14 protein-coding genes are annotated in these 16,749 nt (G+C 53.4%); all 14 read right to left on the bottom strand.

All coding sequences use genetic code 11. The features are described from left to right. Window positions 1-23: 23 nt before the first annotated feature. The 14 genes from B5F07_RS06120 to B5F07_RS06050 all read right to left on the bottom strand — a co-directional run bounded on the left by B5F07_RS06120 (window position 24) and on the right by B5F07_RS06050 (window position 16,738). Window positions 24-1,448 (bottom strand): VanZ family protein, encoded by a 1,425-nt coding sequence (locus B5F07_RS06120; protein ID WP_087160397.1) that lies wholly within the window; start codon window positions 1,446-1,448, stop codon window positions 24-26. 48 nt (window positions 1,449-1,496) lie between these two features. Then, complete coding sequence (locus B5F07_RS06115) at window positions 1,497-2,813, bottom strand: replication-associated recombination protein A (protein WP_087160396.1); 1,317 nt, start codon at window positions 2,811-2,813, stop codon at window positions 1,497-1,499. Window positions 2,814-3,069: 256 nt separating this feature from the next. Further along, window positions 3,070-5,157, bottom strand: a complete 2,088-nt coding sequence (locus B5F07_RS06105) for a polyribonucleotide nucleotidyltransferase (RefSeq protein ID WP_087160394.1) — start codon at window positions 5,155-5,157, stop codon at window positions 3,070-3,072. Window positions 5,158-5,386: 229 nt separating this feature from the next. Further along, window positions 5,387-5,653, bottom strand: a complete 267-nt coding sequence (gene rpsO / locus B5F07_RS06100; protein WP_087160393.1) for a 30S ribosomal protein S15 — start codon at window positions 5,651-5,653, stop codon at window positions 5,387-5,389. Between the two features lie 137 nt (window positions 5,654-5,790). Then, complete coding sequence (locus B5F07_RS06095; RefSeq protein WP_087160392.1) at window positions 5,791-6,702, bottom strand: bifunctional riboflavin kinase/FAD synthetase; 912 nt, start codon at window positions 6,700-6,702, stop codon at window positions 5,791-5,793. A gap of 9 nt (window positions 6,703-6,711) precedes the next feature. Further along, entirely contained in the window at window positions 6,712-7,662 is a 951-nt protein-coding gene (gene truB / locus B5F07_RS06090; RefSeq protein ID WP_087160391.1) for a tRNA pseudouridine(55) synthase TruB, read from the bottom strand. Continuing rightward, window positions 7,659-8,633 carry a DHH family phosphoesterase gene (locus B5F07_RS06085; protein WP_087160514.1) on the bottom strand — a complete coding sequence of 325 codons (975 nt, stop codon included), beginning with the start codon at window positions 8,631-8,633 and terminating at the stop codon, window positions 7,659-7,661. The genes truB and B5F07_RS06085 overlap by 4 nt, the downstream gene beginning before the upstream one ends. Beyond that, window positions 8,614-9,006 (bottom strand): 30S ribosome-binding factor RbfA, encoded by a 393-nt coding sequence (gene rbfA / locus B5F07_RS06080; protein ID WP_087160390.1) that lies wholly within the window; start codon window positions 9,004-9,006, stop codon window positions 8,614-8,616. Before rbfA ends, B5F07_RS06085 begins: the two co-directional genes overlap by 20 nt. 30 nt (window positions 9,007-9,036) lie before the next feature. Next, window positions 9,037-11,946 (bottom strand): translation initiation factor IF-2, encoded by a 2,910-nt coding sequence (gene infB / locus B5F07_RS06075; protein WP_087160389.1) that lies wholly within the window; start codon window positions 11,944-11,946, stop codon window positions 9,037-9,039. A 22-nt stretch (window positions 11,947-11,968) separates the two neighbouring features. Next, entirely contained in the window at window positions 11,969-12,286 is a 318-nt protein-coding gene (locus B5F07_RS06070; protein WP_087160388.1) for a L7Ae/L30e/S12e/Gadd45 family ribosomal protein, read from the bottom strand. After that, window positions 12,273-12,551 (bottom strand): RNase P modulator RnpM, encoded by a 279-nt coding sequence (gene rnpM, locus B5F07_RS06065; protein ID WP_087160387.1) that lies wholly within the window; start codon window positions 12,549-12,551, stop codon window positions 12,273-12,275. Before rnpM ends, B5F07_RS06070 begins: the two co-directional genes overlap by 14 nt. Before the next feature lie 20 nt (window positions 12,552-12,571). Beyond that, entirely contained in the window at window positions 12,572-13,825 is a 1,254-nt protein-coding gene (nusA, locus tag B5F07_RS06060) for a transcription termination factor NusA (protein WP_087160386.1), read from the bottom strand. 48 nt (window positions 13,826-13,873) lie between these two features. Beyond that, window positions 13,874-14,341: a ribosome maturation factor RimP gene (gene rimP, locus B5F07_RS06055; protein ID WP_087160513.1), complete on the bottom strand. Its 468-nt coding sequence runs from the start codon at window positions 14,339-14,341 to the stop codon at window positions 13,874-13,876. A 159-nt stretch (window positions 14,342-14,500) separates the two neighbouring features. Continuing rightward, on the bottom strand, window positions 14,501-16,738 hold the full coding sequence (locus B5F07_RS06050) for a DNA gyrase/topoisomerase IV subunit A (RefSeq protein ID WP_087160385.1): 2,238 nt from the start codon (window positions 16,736-16,738) through the stop codon (window positions 14,501-14,503). Between the last annotated feature and the right edge of the window lie 11 nt (window positions 16,739-16,749).

The raw sequence follows: 16,749 nt of genomic DNA, 5'->3' as shown, positions 1-16,749 counted from the left end.
CCCATCCGGCGGCTCTCTTTCATTTACCCGGCAAGCGCCGGAACAGCGATTCCACTTCCCTCTTCTTCCCCCTCCAGCGGGAAGAACCACACCGGCTGGCGGAATCCTTTGGAATCTGTCTCATAGCGCAGGACAGCGCTTCCCAGGTTCAGCTCGCTGATCTCCCCGAACCATCCGGTAAATTTCCCCTCCCGGATCATCTCAAAGGCTTCCGCCTGGGAGATCACCGGGAAATCCTTATAGCTTTCGCATTCCAGGATCTGATTATTTACTGTCCCAAGTCCCCCATTCTGGTAATACTGGCAGCTGAGCGTCCCGTCCATCATTCCGTTCTCATCCGCATATCCGTCAACCGTAAAGCAATACCAACCGTCTTCCTGCTCCTCAAAGACCGCCTCCCGGGGCAGGTCTGTCCCCCACTGTGCAAGCGCGTCTCTCACATCTACCTCCGACGCCCCTTTCTCGGGCTGCGGACCGCCCTCTTCCGGATAGGCAAGACTGATATCCGTATAGCTCCATGTCTCCCCGGCATAGTCCACAGCCAGGGAATTTCCCTCCACACTCCAGTAAAAGGCGGTGTTTTCATACTGGTCAATCCGGCTCTCATCGAGTGTCTGTCCGTGGGCGGCAAAGAACTGCTCTGCAAACTCCCGGGATTCTTCCGGAGCGAGCACCCGGAGCCGGTACACCGGCGCCTCCCCTTCCTCATCACTGTATGAAGCGGAGGAACGGACTTCAACGCCGTCCATGTCCTGCCGCACAATCCAGGACAATGTAAGGTTCCCCAGTTCCTGGTGCTGATAGACCGCGGCAATGGCAAGGAACATCAGTCCCGTCCCGATCAGCGGGATCTGGAGCGCTGTCAGCCGCAGGGGATCCGCCTTTTTTCCTGCCAGGGCATTGCGGATGCTGCGCACCACGGCATAACATCCGTAGCCGATCATGGTCCCCAGGAAATTGTTGAAGATGTCGTCCAGCTCCGCCACGCCTCTCTGCAGGATCAGCTGCATCATCTCGATAAACACCGTACACAGAAGCCCCGCCAGATAAGTGACCCAGAAACGCCGGAAGCGCTTCATTCCCAGGGGAAGCAGGAATCCCAGGGGCACAAAGAGCAGGATATTCAGCACGATATTGCGCCAGGCGGACTCCGAAAAGCTGTTCCACGCATCCCGGTAGGAATAAAACAGCGGCAGGAATCCCCTCTGTGCCCACCATCCGCTTCCATCGTACCGGTCGAGCAGTGTGGCGCAGAACAACACCACCAGATAGCAGATCACTGTCGCTCCCCACAGCACCTGCAGCGGCCGCACCCTTTTTTCCCCTTTCATCAGCTTCCTATAGACAAGAAAATAGCCCACTGCCGCTGCCGCTCCCACAACAGCCGCAAAGATAAGCCCCAGCACAAGGTACTGCTGCGCCAGGCTGATAATATCTGTCAGTCTCATATTGACTCCCCTCTTTCTTATTCTGTAATTTTCCCCTCCTCCGCTGCCTTACGACTCCCGGAACCGCCTGATCTCCTCCAGACGCTCCTTCGTCTTCTTTTCCTCTCCCTGGGTGGTTGGATGATAATATGTCCTGTCCTTTAAGCTGTCCGGCATGCACTGCATATGGGTCAGCTTTTCCTCTGTATCGTGGGCATATTCATACCCTTTTCCATATCCCAGTTCCTTCATCAGGCCGGTGACGCCGTTGCGGATCTGAAGGGGTACCGGCTCCGCACGCATGGTGCGCACGTCTTTTTTGCATGCCTCGCATGCCGTGTACAGGGCATTGGATTTCGGCGCCATGGACAGGTAGACCACTGCATGGGTCAAGTGGACGTCGCACTCCGGCATTCCCAGGAAGTGGCACGCCTGGTAAGCGGCCACCGCCACCTGCAGGGCGTTGCTGTCCGCCATCCCCACATCCTCACTGGCAAAGCGGATCAGACGTCTTGCAATGTACAGCGGGTTCTCTCCGCCCTCGAGCATCCGCATCATCCAGTAGATGGCCGCATCCGGATCGCTGTTTCTCATGGATTTATGGAGAGCGGAGATCAGGTTATAGTGCTCCTCCCCGGTCTTGTCATAGAGCAGGGATTTCCGGCTGATACACTGGGAAAGTCCTTCCTCCGTCACCCGGATCCCGTCTGCGCTGATCTCACCGTTCAGCACAGCCATCTCCAGCGTATTCAGGGCAGTTCTGGCATCCCCGTTTGCAAATGCAGCAATGGCGCGTATGGCGTCCGGAGAGATCTGCACGTTCTGTCCGCCGAATCCCGCAGGGTTCTTCAGGGCATTATTAAGAAGCCGTACCAGGTCTTTCTCTTCCAGTGCCTTCAGGACAAACACGCGGCACCTTGACAGAAGCGCGGCATTGATCTCAAAGGACGGATTCTCCGTCGTGGCGCCGATCAGAATAATGCTCCCCCGCTCCACATAAGGCAGAAAAGCGTCCTGCTGCGCCTTGTTAAACCGGTGGATCTCATCCACGAAAAGAACTGTCCGAAGCCCCACTCTCCGGCTCTGTTCCGCCCGGTTCATCACTTCTTTGATCTCCTTGATCCCGCTTGTCACCGCGCTGAAATTGATAAACTCTGACTTCGTCCTCCCCGCAATGATGCTGGCGAGCGTGGTCTTCCCCACTCCCGGCGGTCCCCAGAAAATCATGGAAGAGATCTGATCCCGCTCAATCAGCTGCCTGAGAATCTTCCCTTCTCCCAACAGATGTTCCTGTCCTACAAAATCTTCCAGGGAATCCGGCCTCAGCCGGCTCGCAAGGGGACTCATCCTCTGGCTGGCATTATCAAACAGCGTCATCTGTTCCATATCAAAGCACCTCCAATGCCGATCTGCCCCCGCTTCCGACATTTTCTGCCTGTTCTCCGGCGAGACCAAATCTGTTTTTATTATATCGATGATCTATATATATGTAAAGTCCTTTTTCAGAAAATATTATAGCACGCTTTTTCTTCTTTGTTTCCCGGCTTTTATTTTCTTTGCTGCGCGGCAAAGAAAAACCGCCGGGCGGAAAACCTTCTTGCTGTCTCCCGTCCGGCGGACCTGTTCTTTCTTTCAGTTATATTTATTCAGCCACATCTCTCATGCTGAAACTGAATCTTCCCATCTTATCCTTTCCAAGGCATACCACCTTTACAACATCCCCGATGGAAAGTACATCTTCTACTTTGTTGACTCTCTGCTTGGAGATCTTGGAAATGTGTACCAGTCCCTCCTTGCCCGGAGCGAACTCGAGGAACGCGCCGAAATCCTTGATGCTGACAACCTTGCCCTCGAATACCTGTCCGGCCTCGAAATCTGTGACAATGGTGTGAATCAGTTTCGCAGCCTTGTCCATATCTTCCTTCTCCGTGCCGCAGATAGATACGGAACCGTCGTCCTCGATATCGATCTTCACGCCGGTCTGCTCGATGATGGCATTGATCGTCTTTCCGCGCTGTCCCACAACATCTCCGATCTTCTGGGGATCGATCTGCATCTGGATGATCTTCGGAGCATACGGTCCCACTTCCGGTCTCGGCTCTGCGATCGCCTTGTTCATCACTTCATCGATGATATATGTTCTCGCCTTCTTTGTCGCCGCGATCGCCTCCTCGATGATCGGTCTCGTCAGTCCGTGGATCTTGATATCCATCTGGATCGCCGTGATTCCCTTGTGGGTACCGGCAACCTTGAAGTCCATATCGCCAAAGAAATCTTCCAGTCCCTGGATATCGGTAAGAACCAGATAATCATCATCTGTCTCTCCGGTCACAAGTCCCGCGGAGATTCCCGCCACAGCAGCCTTGATGGGCACGCCGGCAGCCATCAGCGACATACTGGACGCGCACACACTCGCCTGGGATGTGGAGCCGTTGGACTCAAAGGTCTCAGATACCGTACGGATCGCATACGGGAACTCGGACTCGCTTGGAAGTACCGGAATCAGCGCACGCTCTGCCAGAGCGCCGTGTCCGATCTCCCGGCGTCCCGGTCCTCTGGACGGCTTCGTCTCTCCTACCGAGTAGGACGGGAAATTATAGTGGTGCATATATCTCTTGGAGGTCTCGGTGTCATCCAGCCCGTCCAGTCTCTGAGCCTCGGAAAGAGGTGCCAGGGTCGTGATATTGCAGATCTGTGTCTGTCCTCTTGTAAACATGGCGGAGCCGTGCACTCTCGGGATCAGATCCACCTCCGCTGCCAGAGGACGGATCTCATCGATGGCACGTCCGTCCGGACGCTTGTGGTCTTTGAGGATCATCTTGCGGACCGTCTTCTTCTGGTACTGGTAAACCGCTTCGCCCAGCTTGCCAAGCCACTCCTCGTTGTCTGCGAAAGCTTCCTCCAGACGGTCTGTAATCACACGGATATTCTCTTCTCTTGTCTGCTTGTCGTCTGTAAATACAGCCTCCTCCATCTCTTCCGGAGGAACGATCTTCTGGATCGCGTCAAAGAGCTCCTGGGGAACGGCAAAGCTCTGGTACTCATGCTTCGGCTTTCCACATTCTGCCACAATGGTCTCAATGAAAGCGATCACTTTCTGATTCACTTCATGTGCGGCAAAAATCGCCTCGATCATCTTGTCTTCCGGCACTTCGTTGGCCCCTGCCTCGATCATGATTACCTTTTCTTTTGTGGAGGCAACCGTAAGAGCCATATCAGACAGAATCTTCTGCGCCTCTGTCGGATTAAATACAAACTCTCCGTCCACAAGACCTACCTGGGTTGTGGCAATCGGTCCGTCAAAGGGGATATCGGAAATACAGGTTGCAATCGCCGCGCCGAGCATGGCCGTAAGCTCCGGGCTGCAGTCCTGATCCACGGACAGCACCAGGTTCTCAAGAGTTACATCATTTCTGTAATCCTTCGGGAAAAGCGGACGCATCGGACGGTCGATAACACGGTCCGTCAGAATTGCGTTCTCGGAAGCCTTACCCTCTCTCTTGTTGAATCCGCCCGGGATCTTTCCCACCGCGTACATTCTCTCATTATACTCTACGCTCAGCGGAAAGAAATCAATTCCTTCCCTCGGCTTCTCGGAGGCAGTCGCAGTACACAGTACAGTCGTATCGCCATAGTGCATCAGGACGGCACCGTTCGCCTGCTTCGCAACTCTGCCCACATCCACGCGCAGCGTTCTGCCCGCCAGTTCCATTTCATACTTTTTATACATGTCTTTCTCCTTTTATCTGTATTTTCCTGCGGACAGGCAGCTCCGAAACTACTGAAAAACATACCCGCACAACCTCCGGATCTGCTTTTCAGTGGTCTCGGTGTACAGAACTGTCCGCAATCTAAATTATTATATCACATGCCCGGTTGATAGGCAATAAAAAAGAGAACAGAAAGCTGATATTCTCGCTTCTGTTCTCTCCCCCGGCATTTCTGCAAAGAAAAACCGATTATTTTCTCAGTCCAAGTCTCTCGATCAGAGTACGGTATCTCTCGATATCAACCTTCTTCAGGTATGCGAGAAGTCCTCTTCTCTGTCCAACCATCTTAAGAAGTCCTCTTCTTGAGTGGTGATCCTTCGGATTTGCCTTGAAATGCTCTGTCAGCTCGTTGATTCTTGCTGTCAGGATTGCAATCTGAACCTCCGGTGAACCTGTGTCACCCTCTGTTCTTGCATACTCGTTGATGATAGCCTGTTTCTTTTCCTTTGTGATCATCTTTGTTTTCCTCCTTAAATACTTTTTGATAAACCGCCTGATATTAAGCAACGGTCGGAGTAATCCGGTCACCGAACATCGGCTGATTTCATACCTGGCTAGTATAGCACAGCACAACGGGGATGTAAAGCATTTTTTTACCGTTCAAGAGAAACCGGGTGTCTTCGGAAGTATTCTTCCCCGTAACGGATATCCTTCATCACATGTTCCTTCAGTTCTTCCACAGAGGCAAATTTTGTCTCCGGGCGCTCAAAATCACAGAACTGGGCGCGAATCCGCTTTCCGTAAGCATCGCCCTCATACCCGAATACGAACACCTCCAGGAGCCTTTTGTGCTCACTGGTCACGGTGGGCTTGATTCCCGCGTTTCCGATTCCTCCATACCAGATCCCGTCAATCTCGACACGGCAGGCATACACCCCGAACCGGGGAAGGATTTTCTTCTCTTCCGGCTCGATATTCATCGTCGGGAATCCCAGGGTGCGTCCCAGGCGCTTTCCGTGTTCCACGGTGCCGCTCATCTCATAGGGATACCCCAGAAGTGTTCCGGCAAGCTCCACGTCTCCGCCGGAAAGCGCCTCTTTGATGTATGTGCTGCTGATCACCCTGCCCTGATAGCGTTCTTTCTCCACCACATCCACCGTATAGCCGTATTTTCCTGCATACTCTTCCAGCATGGCGGCATTCCCGCGCTTGTTATGGCCGAAAGAAAAATCCGTTCCCACGACCAGATGGGCGGCGCAAAGCCTGCGGCTGAGGATATCTCCGATAAAATCCTCCGCCTCCATCTCCCGCAGTTCTCTTGTGAAAGGACAGTCGATCAGATAATCGGCTTTGCCCTCCAGATGTCTGCGCCTCTCCTCCTTTGTCATAAGGGTCTCCCTGCCCATGTCAAAGGCGCATACTACGCTCTCGCACCCGTCGTTTCCATACTCTCTGATTTTTTCAACCAGTTTCTGATGACCTCTGTGCAGCCCGTCGAATTTTCCCAGAGTGACCGCTGTACGTTTCTTCCATTGATGAGAATTCAGATCTGTAATATACTGCATGTCTTTCCTTCAGTCCCTTTTTCCGCTTTTCCGTTCGTCCGGGTCAAGAAACATCTTTTCCGGCACAAAGCATTTTCTTCCCGTCTCATACCGGTAGATTCCGATAAAGATTCCATCCGGATCATATATCCGGTACTCTCCTGCAGACAGATTTTTCCGCCCGCTTCCGCTTTCCGAAGAAAGCTCCAGATCTCCCGGCGCCAGGGGATTCCCGTTATACGCCAGCGCCGCCTTCGCCCGGTTGACCACCGCTTTCTCCATATGATGGAACATGGCATCCACCGGGATCAGAACGCGGGAAAGCTGCCCCTGTTCCATCAGCTCTGCCGCTTTCTCCAGAGTTATGCTGTCCCTGATGCTGAAACGTTCCACCCGTGTGCGCAGAAGGCTCTCCATACATCCGCCCACGCCCAGCTTCTCCCCGATATCGTGGCAGAGTGTACGGATATAAGTTCCTTTCGAACACTCTACCTCCATCCGCACACGAGGGAGATCCATCTCCAGGATGCGGATCCCGTAAATCTTCACCCTCCGGCTCTTCCGCTCCACTGTTTTCCCTTCGCGTGCGAGCTCATAGAGCTTTCTTCCGTTTACCTTCAGGGCAGAATACATGGGGGGAACCTGATCGTATTCCCCGACAAATCCCCGGATACATTCTTCCACCTGTTCCGGGGAAATATTCCCGGTATCCTTTTTTTCCAGCACATTTCCCGTAATGTCCTGCGTGTCCGTCTCTGTCCCCAGAAGCAGGACTGCCTCGTAAGTCTTGTCTTTGTCCGTGAGCATGCCGCACACTTTTGTGGCGCGCCCCAGACAGACCGGAAGCACTCCCTGTGCATCGGGATCCAGCGTTCCCGTATGCCCGATCTTCCTCTGACCGGTAATCCTGCGCAGACGGGCAACAACATCGTGGGAAGTGTATCCTTTTTCCTTATAAATGTTCAGAATTCCGTTCATCACTGGGCGGCATCCTTTTTTCCGTCGAGCTGCAGCACGATCTGCCCGGTGATATTGTTGATCACATCGTGAACAGACCCGCTCATGGTAACACCGGCTGCGCGCACATGTCCACCGCCGCCGAAATATTTTGCAATCCTGCTCACATCCACCTTGTCCCTGGATCTCAGGCTCACCTTGAACCTGCGCGGTTCCACCTCGTGCAGGAACATGGCGACCTCAACGCCCTTGGTCTGCCTGAGCTGGCTTACGATTCCCTCCAGATCAGAGGGCTGTGCCTGGAAAAATTCCATCTCCTTTTTCCGTACAAAAGAGATGATGCAGCGCTTGTCGAGAATCAGAATGCTCTCCATCAGAGCCCTCCCCAGGATCTGGTTCTGAACATAGGTCTTCTCGTAATAAGTCTTATCGATAATCTCGTTTCCGTTGATCCCTTTCCGCATCAGATCCGCGGCAATCTCCATGGTCTCCGGAGACGTGCAGGAATACTGGAAAATACCGGTGTCGTGTGCGATCCCCATATAGAGCGCCTCCGCCTGCGGCTTCGTGATTTTCTCCCTGTCGAGAAGGGTGTACACAAGCTCGCTGGTGGAACTTGCATCGGGAACTATGTAATTCACATCTGCAAATGCATCGTTGCTCACGTGATGGTCGATACACGCAGTCTCTTTTGCCTTCTGGAACAGCGGTCCCGAGAAACCAAGGCGGTCCGTATCCCCGCAGTCCAGGCAGATAAAAAGATCGTAAACCTTATCCTCGGGACTCTCGTGTTTCACTTCATCCGTACAGGAAATAATCCCGTAGGCTTCCGGAATTTCCTCAAGGTATACATCCGCCTCAATATCCGGATACTGATCCTTCAGATACATATAAAGCCCCAGGCAGGCACCCACGCAGTCGCCGTCCGGGCGGACGTGTCCGCCCAGTGCAACACTGTGTTTCCCCTGCAAAACGTCATTTAGATTCATCTTCATGCTCCTCTGCTCCATCTCTCAACCCTCTTGTCACTTCATCTATCTTCCTGCTGATGTTCACTCCGTACTCGATCGACTGATCCACGATGAAACGGATCTCCGGCGTGTTGCGCAGGTTGACGGTGCGCGCCAGTTCGCGGCGGATATATCCCTCCGCGCTCTGGAGCCCCTTTATCGTATCCTGCTGTGCCTTCTCGTCGCCGAGCACACTGATATAAGCCTTGCATGTCTTCAAATCCGGAGCCACCTCGACAGCCACCACCGAAGTCATGGGCGCAACTCTCGGATCCTTTATGCCTTCTCGTATGATATTACTCAGTTCCCGCTGCACCTCAGCATTCACCCGTGTATTTTTAATACTGTTTTTTCTCATTGATGCTCCTTCTTTCTGTCCCGGCGACGTTTACTTTCTCTCGGTCTCGACCATCTTGTAGGCCTCTACCTGATCGCCTTCCTTGATATCATTATAATTCTCAAATACAAATCCGCACTCGTATCCGGCACGCACTTCCTTCACATCGTCCTTGAAACGCTTCAGGGATGCAAGCGGTCCGTCGAATATCACAATGCCGTCCCGGATCAGACGGGTAGAACAGTTCCTCTCGAACACACCGTCCTTGACGTATGCCCCGGCGATAGTTCCCACGCCGGAAGCCTTGAATGTCTGGCGCACCTCCGCATGGCCGAGGATCTTCTCCTCGAATACCGGATCGAGCATGCCCTTCATGGCTGCCTCCACATCTTCGATGGCATTGTAGATGACTCTGTAGAGTCTCAGGTCAACGCCTTCGCGCTCGGCGATCTCCTTCGCCGTGGCATCCGGACGCACATTGAATCCGATGATGATGGCGTTTGAAGCGGAAGCCAGGATCACATCCGACTCATTGATGGCGCCGACGCCTCCGTGGATCACCTTAATCACAACCTCGTCGTTGGACAGCTTGAGCAGGCTCTGCTTCAGTGCTTCCACCGATCCCTGCACATCCGCTTTCACGACGATGTTCAGTTCCTTCAGGTTGCCTTCCTGAATCTGGTTGAACAGATCGTCGAGAGACATCTTTGACTTCGTCTCATCCAGAAGTTTTACCTTGTTCTGTGCGATAAATGTATCCGCAAAGTTTCTTGCCTCTTTCTCGGAATCACATCCCACGAATACCTCTCCGGCATTCGGCACATCATTCAGTCCGAGAATCTCTACCGGTTGGGACGGACCTGCCTCTTTGACACGTCTTCCCCGGTCATCCATCATGGCTCTGACACGTCCGTGTGCCGAACCTGCCGCAATGGCATCTCCGATATGGAGCGTACCTTTCTGTACAAGAACTGTGGCAACCGGGCCTTTGCCCTTGTCAAGCTGCGCCTCGATAACCAGGCCTCTCGCCGCACGGTTCGGATTGGCTTTCAGCTCCATCACTTCCGCTGTCAGAAGGATCATCTCCAGAAGTTCCGGGATTCCCTCTTTCGTGTGAGCCGATACCGGCACAAACACCGTGCTTCCGCCCCAGTCCTCCGGGATCAGTTCGTACTCGGTAAGTTCCTGCTTCACGCGCTCTACATTTGCACTCGGCTTGTCGATCTTGTTGATCGCTACAATAATCTCAACGCCTGCAGCTTTGGCATGATTGATCGCCTCCACGGTCTGAGGCATGACACCGTCATCCGCAGCGACAACGAGAATTGCGATATCGGTGGCGTTTGCCCCGCGCATACGCATAGCTGTAAAAGCTTCATGTCCCGGCGTATCCAGGAATGTGATCTTCTCGCCGTTTACCTCTACCACATAGGCGCCGATGTGCTGGGTGATTCCACCTGCCTCGCGGTCGATCACATTGGTATGGCGGATGGCATCCAGAAGGGAAGTCTTGCCGTGGTCTACATGGCCCATGACACAGACAACCGGAGGCCGCTTCACCATCAGGCTCTCGTCTTCCTCGTCCTCTTTGAGAAGTTCCTCAATAACATCCACAACTTCTTCTTTCTCGCAGAGCACATCGAACTCCATGGCGATCTCTTCTGCAGTGTCAAAATCTACTTCCTGGTTTACTGTAACCACTTTGCCCTGCATGAACAGTTTCTTGATAATCACAGACGGAACGATCTTCATCTTGTCGGCAAGTTCCTTGATAGTAATCACCTCGGGAATGACAATCTGTTTGATCTGCTCTTCTTTCTTCTCTTCCTTCGGCTGCGGTCTCTTGACCTCTGCCACCTGTTTCTGCTTCTTGCCTTTCTTTGCAGCCTTTCCTTCAAAGGCCTCGTCCCGGTACTCTTTCTTTCTGTTGTCTCTCTCTTTGTCCTTCGCCTTGTTGCGCTGGCTCTTCTGCTGCTCTACCATGGAGGAGCTCACGTCATCTCTGCGGGAATCAGTTCTCCTCTCACCGCGCTGTCCCGGCGCGCCGCTGTTTCTCTGGTCACGGCTGCCAAAACGCTGATCCCGGCCGCCTCTTTCCTGGCGTCCTCTGTTGTCTCCGAAAGATCTGCCCTCGCCGGACGGGCGTCCTCCCTGAGCGCCTCTCTCCTGTCTGGGACCGCGGCCTTCCCCGGAGAAACGACCTTCCCCGGAAGTCCTTCTGTCTCCGGACGGACGGTTCCCCTGGAATCCTCTGTCCTGTCTTGGCTGACGGTTATCGCCGGAGGGGCGTCCCTCCCCTGCCGGACGGCGCTCGCCGGACGGACGGCTCTCCCCTGCGGTTCTTCCCTCCGCTGTCGGACGTCCCGCCTGTGCCGGGCGCTCCTGTCTCACCGTGCGGTTATCTCCCTGTGTTCTTCCTTCCGCTGACGCTCTTTCTCCTGCCGGACGGATCTCCGCTGCCGGGCGCGCCTCTCCTGCCGGACGTGCCTCTGCCGCCGGGCGTCCTGTCTGTGCCGGACTCTCCTGCCTGGGCGGATGGCTCTCTCCCGCTGGGCGTGCCGGACGGCCGTCAGCTGACGGGCGCGTTCCCGGAGCCGGACGTCCTCCCTGTGCCGGACGCGCTGCGCGCTGGCCCGGGCGTCCCTGGAGACGGCTGCTGTTTTTGGAATTCTGCGGACGGATCACAAACGCCAGGTTTTTCTTTTTCGGCGCGGCGCCCTCTTTCGCCTCCGCTTTCTCAGCCGGGCGCTCTGCCTTTGCTTCCTCCTTCTTCTCAGCCGGTGCGGCAGCCCCGCCATTCTTCTTTGCGGAAGCCTCCCTGCGGATCTGTTCTGTCACTTCATCCTCCAGTGTACTCATATGATTCTTCACATCAACGTTTTTATTCTTTAATATATCGAGAAGTTCTTTGTTATCCATGCCCAGCTCCTTTGCCAGTTCATGCACCCTCATTTTTGTCATATCAACTACCTCCTTTATGCATTCAAGCCTGATCCGAAATGTTAAGCTCTCTTTGAATTCCTTTTGCAAATCCTTCGTCCAATATCGCCAGAGATGCACGGAATTCTTTTCCCATTGCATGCCCTAAGGTATCTTTATCTCCGTAAAAATAAATTGGAACTCGGTAAAATTTACACATATCCCGAAACTTCTTCTTCGTATTCTCCGACGCGTCCGATGCCACGATCACAAGAAACGCCCTGCCGGACTTCGTCTCGCTCTCGGTCATCGCCTCGCCGCTGGCGGTTCTCCCCGCCTTTGTCGCCAGTCCGATCAGAGACAGGACTTTATCCCTTTTCAATCCCGCTCATCTCCTTTTCCAGCTTTTCGTATACTTCCTGCGGTATGGCCTGCTTGAAGGATCTCTCAAGCCCTCTGCTCTTTACCGCCTTCTGAAAGCATTCCACCGAGGGACAGAGATACGCCCCGCGGCCGTTCTTCTTCCCGGTTGCATCCACCAGAAATTCGCCCTCCTCATTCCGAAGGATACGCATCAGCTCTTTCTTCGGTTTCATCTCGCCGCATCCCACACATTTTCGCATGGGGATCTTCTTCTTGACTGCCAAATATTTCACTCCTTCAGAAATTAGTTATTGTCCTCATCTGTCTCTGTAAAACGGATCTCGTCATCCTCCCCGGCTTCGTCGTCGTAGTTATATGACTCATCAGCGCCGTCTCCGTCGGTGTACTCCGCACCATCATCGTATGCCTCATCCTCATCATAGGATTCCTCGAAATCTCCGGTGTATCCTTCCTCGCCCATAAGTCCCATCTGCTCCATATAGTTCTCCGGCAGTTCTCCGGACTCGATTGCCTGGGTCTCGCTCTTGATATCGATCTTGTACCCTGTCAGTCTTGCCGCCAGTCTTGCGTTCTGTCCTTCTTTTCCGATGGCAAGAGAGAGCTGGTAATCCGGAACGATTACGCTGGCGATCTTCTCCTCCGGGTCAGCCATAACGGAGATAACCTTTGCAGGGCTTAACGCATTCTCTATCAGGAGCGCCGGATTCTCATCCCAGTTGATGATATCGATCTTCTCGCCCCGCAGTTCGTTTACCACCGCGTTCACTCTGGCTCCGTTCATACCAACACAGGCTCCTACCGGATCCACGTTGGGGTCGTTGGACCATACCGCCATCTTCGTACGGGAGCCTGCTTCCCTGGCAATGCTCTTGATCTCCACGGTTCCGTCCCTGACCTCTGCCACTTCCGCCTCAAAGAGACGCTTCACCAGTTCCGGATGGGTACGGGACACCAGGATCTTCGGTCCCTTCGGCGTGTTCTTCACTTCCACCACATAGAGCTTGATGCGCTCCGTAGGCTTGAACACCTCTCCCTTCACCTGCTCATTCTCGGTCAGCATGGCGTCTGCCCTTCCCAGGTTGATGCTGATATTCTTCCCGACATAGCGCTGCACAATACCGGTAACGATGTCTTTCTCTTTCTCAAAGTACTGGTCGAATACAACCTTCCTCTCCTCTTCCCTGATCTTCTGAAGAATCAGGTTCTTTGCGTTCTGTGTAGCGATACGCCCGAACTCCTTGGACTTAACCGGAACCTGGCACACATCTCCCAGATGCAGGCTGGAATCCAGTTTCTCCGCATCTTCCAGGGAGATCTCCAGAGCCGGATCCATCACTTCCTCCACAACTTCCTTCTCCGCATATACCGCATAGTCGCATGTCTCTCTGTTCATGATCACCTTGATGTTCTCTGCAGTCCCGAAATGGTTCTTGCATGCGCTGATCAGAGAATTCTCGATGGCATCCATCATCACATCCCTGCTGATGTTCTTCTCTTTTTCAAGAATTGTCAATGCTTCCATTAACTCTGTGTTCATTATCATTTCCTCCTAAATATCAAATCGTAACCGGTAACCCTTTTACTCCTAAAAATCAAGCGCCAGACGGATCAGCGCAATATCGCTTCTGTCAAACGTCTGCTCTTCCCCGTCCTCATAGACGATCGTAACCGTCCTGTCATCATATCTCTGAAGGATCCCGACGAATTCCTTCTGCCTTGCCACCGCCCGGTATGTGCGGATCTCCACTTCTTCGCCGATGCTCCGCTTAAAATCCTTCTCTTTCTTAAGAGGACGGCCAAGCCCCGGGGAGCTGACCTCAAAAACATAAGAATCTTCAATATAGTCTTTCTCGTCGAGCACATCGGAAAACTGTCTGCTGACCGCCTCGCAGTCATCCACCGTAATCCCGCCGGGCTTGTCGATGTACGCCCGCAGGTACCATGTTCCGCCTTCCTTTACATACTCCACATCCACCAACTCAAAGCCCATTCCTGATACGATCGGCTCAAGCAGGCTCTCTGTCTGCTGTTCGTATTCTTCTCTTCTTGACACGCCAAACTCCCTTTCTTTATTGTACTGACTGATTCCACAAAAAATCCACATCATTAAAGAAGAGTGAACTTTCGTTCACTCTTCTGCCGGATTCATTATGTAACTATAATGACTTTAACACCTTTTTCCAGAGAAATCAAGTGTTTTTGCGAAAAATAACTATCTCCGTGCCCCTGTACCGTCCCGTTTTGCAAGTTTCAGACGGTTCAGCGCCACCTCTTTGTCACCGTAGACCGCCTTCGCCTCTGTGCCTTCCTCAAAGAGGTAGACCTGCTCCAGCGCTTCCTTCTTCTGAAGCCGGATGCCCCGGACGCCCACGGCTGCCTTCTTCTTCACCGGAACTTCAGAGGCAGGGAAGCGGAGGAAATATCCGTTTCTTGTCTGGAGCACCACGTTCTGGTTCTCGTTGATCACTTTCACCGCGATCAGAGAGTCGCCGTCCTGCAGCTTGGTGGCTGCAATGGTCCGTTTTGCCACCTGGAATTCGGTTCCTTCCACCTTCTTGATCATTCCCTGCGCCGTGGCAAAGAGAAGATAGGCGAAACGCATCTGCTCCTCATCGCAGACCATGACAATCTGCTCCTCCGTGCTGGAATAGTTGCTGACGTTGTCAATGGGAGTACCCTTGTCCCGGAATTTCCCGTAGGGCAGGTCCGTCACGCGCACCTGGTGCATCCTTCCGGTATCCGTGAAGATACAGAGCTTCCCGGTATTCATGCAGTGAACCACATAGCGGTTCTCGCTGTCAGCCGCCTCCCGGTTTCTCTCATAGACCGATGTGTCCACGGTCTTGGCGTATCCGAAACGGTCCATCAGGAATACAACCTCCTGCTCCTCGATCTTCTTCTCCTCAAAGACCGCTTCCTCTGCATTCTCGATGGCTGTACGGCGCTTTCTTCCGTATTCCTTCTTAAAGGAATCCAGCTCTTCCATGATCACCCCTGCCATGGAGTCGTAGTTGTTCAGGATATCCTCGTAGCGGGCAATATTCTTCAGCGTTTCCTCGTGCTCCCTCTGAAGCGCCTCGATCTCCAGACCGATCAGGCGGTACAGCCGCATCTCCAGGATCGCCGTGGCCTGCCGTTCGGTGAAACGGAGCATGGCTGCCATCTTTTTGGAGATGGAGGATTTGAATTTAATATTGTCCGTGATTCCGTTTACAAGACACGCTCTCGCATCTTTTACCGATTTACTTCCTCTTAAGATCTCGATGATCAGGTCGATCACATCGCATGCCTTGATCAGGCCTTCCTGCACTTCGCTCTTCTCCCTCTCTTTTGTGAGCAGGGTGGTGTACTTCCGGGTAGCGAGCTCAAACTGGAAATCCACATGGTACTCGATGATCTTTTTCAGTCCCAGTGTCTCCGGGCGCCCGTCCGCCACGGCAAGCATATTCACGCCGAAGGTATCTTCCAGGCGGGTCTTCTTGTAGAGCATGTTTTTAAGGTTCTCCACATCCGCGCCCTTTTTCAGCTCCAGGACAATGCGGATTCCTTCTTTTGAAGACTGGTTGGAGATATCCACAATATCAGTGGTTTTCTTCGTCTCCACAAGGGCAGCCACATCGTTTAAGAATTTTCCGATTCCGGTGCCGATCATGGTGTACGGAATCTCCGTGATCACAAGCTGCTTCTTGCCGCCTTTTAATTCCTCCACTTCCACCTTGCCGCGGATCTTGATCTTGCCCTGTCCGGTCTCGTAGATATTGAGAAGGTCGTCCTTGTTGACCACAATGCCCCCGGTGGGGAAATCCGGTCCTTTGATATATTTCATCAGCTGTTTCGTGCTGATCTCATCGTTTTTCATATAAGCCTTGACTGCGTCGATGACCTCGGCAAGATTATGGGTGGGAATGCTGGTTGCCATTCCCACGGCGATTCCCTCCGCGCCGTTGACGAGAAGATTCGGCACCCGCATGGGGAGAACCAGAGGCTCCTTCTCCGTCTCGTCAAAGTTCGGGCCGAAGTCGATCACATTTTTATCCAGATCTGCCAGACAGACTTCCTGGGTGAATTTCGTCAGCCTCGCCTCGGTGTAACGCATGGCTGCTGCCCCATCCCCCTCGATGGAGCCGAAATTGCCGTGCCCGTCCACCAGTATCTGGCCCTTCTTGAAATCCTGCGCCATGACGACAAGCGCCTCGTAGATGGAACTGTCGCCGTGGGGATGGTATTTACCCATGGTATCTCCCACGATACGGGCACATTTCCGGTAAGGTTTGTCATAGCGGATCCCCAGCTCATACATGTCGTAGAGAGTCCGCCTCTGAACCGGCTTCAGCCCGTCCCGCACATCCGGCAGGGCCCGGGCGATGATCACGCTCATGGCATAGTCAATATATGATTTTTTCATGAGGTCCGAGTATTCGGTCCTTATGATCTGTGCTTCATTGTTCATTCCTTACTCCT

The organism is Lachnoclostridium sp. An169 (assembly GCF_002160525.1).
In the GTDB taxonomy this organism is placed as follows: Bacteria; Bacillota; Clostridia; order Lachnospirales; family Lachnospiraceae; genus Mediterraneibacter; species Mediterraneibacter cottocaccae.
Note: the sequence above shows the minus strand (reverse complement) of the source record. Positions and strands in the feature narration are given on the sequence as shown.

Bases quoted from the DNA above. Each gene is read 5' to 3' on its own strand.
- B5F07_RS06115 (WP_087160396.1), bottom strand. From the start codon at position 2,813: ATGGAACAGATGACGCTGTTTGATAATGCCAGCCAGAGGATGAGTCCC.
- B5F07_RS06120 (WP_087160397.1), bottom strand. From the start codon at position 1,448: ATGAGACTGACAGATATTATCAGCCTGGCGCAGCAGTACCTTGTGCTG.
- B5F07_RS06105 (WP_087160394.1), bottom strand. From the start codon at position 5,157: ATGTATAAAAAGTATGAAATGGAACTGGCGGGCAGAACGCTGCGCGTG.
- infB (WP_087160389.1), bottom strand. From the start codon at position 11,946: ATGACAAAAATGAGGGTGCATGAACTGGCAAAGGAGCTGGGCATGGAT.
- B5F07_RS06095 (WP_087160392.1), bottom strand. From the start codon at position 6,702: ATGCAGTATATTACAGATCTGAATTCTCATCAATGGAAGAAACGTACA.
- nusA (WP_087160386.1), bottom strand. From the start codon at position 13,825: ATGAACACAGAGTTAATGGAAGCATTGACAATTCTTGAAAAAGAGAAG.
- B5F07_RS06085 (WP_087160514.1), bottom strand. From the start codon at position 8,633: ATGAAGATGAATCTAAATGACGTTTTGCAGGGGAAACACAGTGTTGCA.
- B5F07_RS06050 (WP_087160385.1), bottom strand. From the start codon at position 16,738: ATGAACAATGAAGCACAGATCATAAGGACCGAATACTCGGACCTCATG.
- rpsO (WP_087160393.1), bottom strand. From the start codon at position 5,653: ATGATCACAAAGGAAAAGAAACAGGCTATCATCAACGAGTATGCAAGA.
- rbfA (WP_087160390.1), bottom strand. From the start codon at position 9,006: ATGAGAAAAAACAGTATTAAAAATACACGGGTGAATGCTGAGGTGCAG.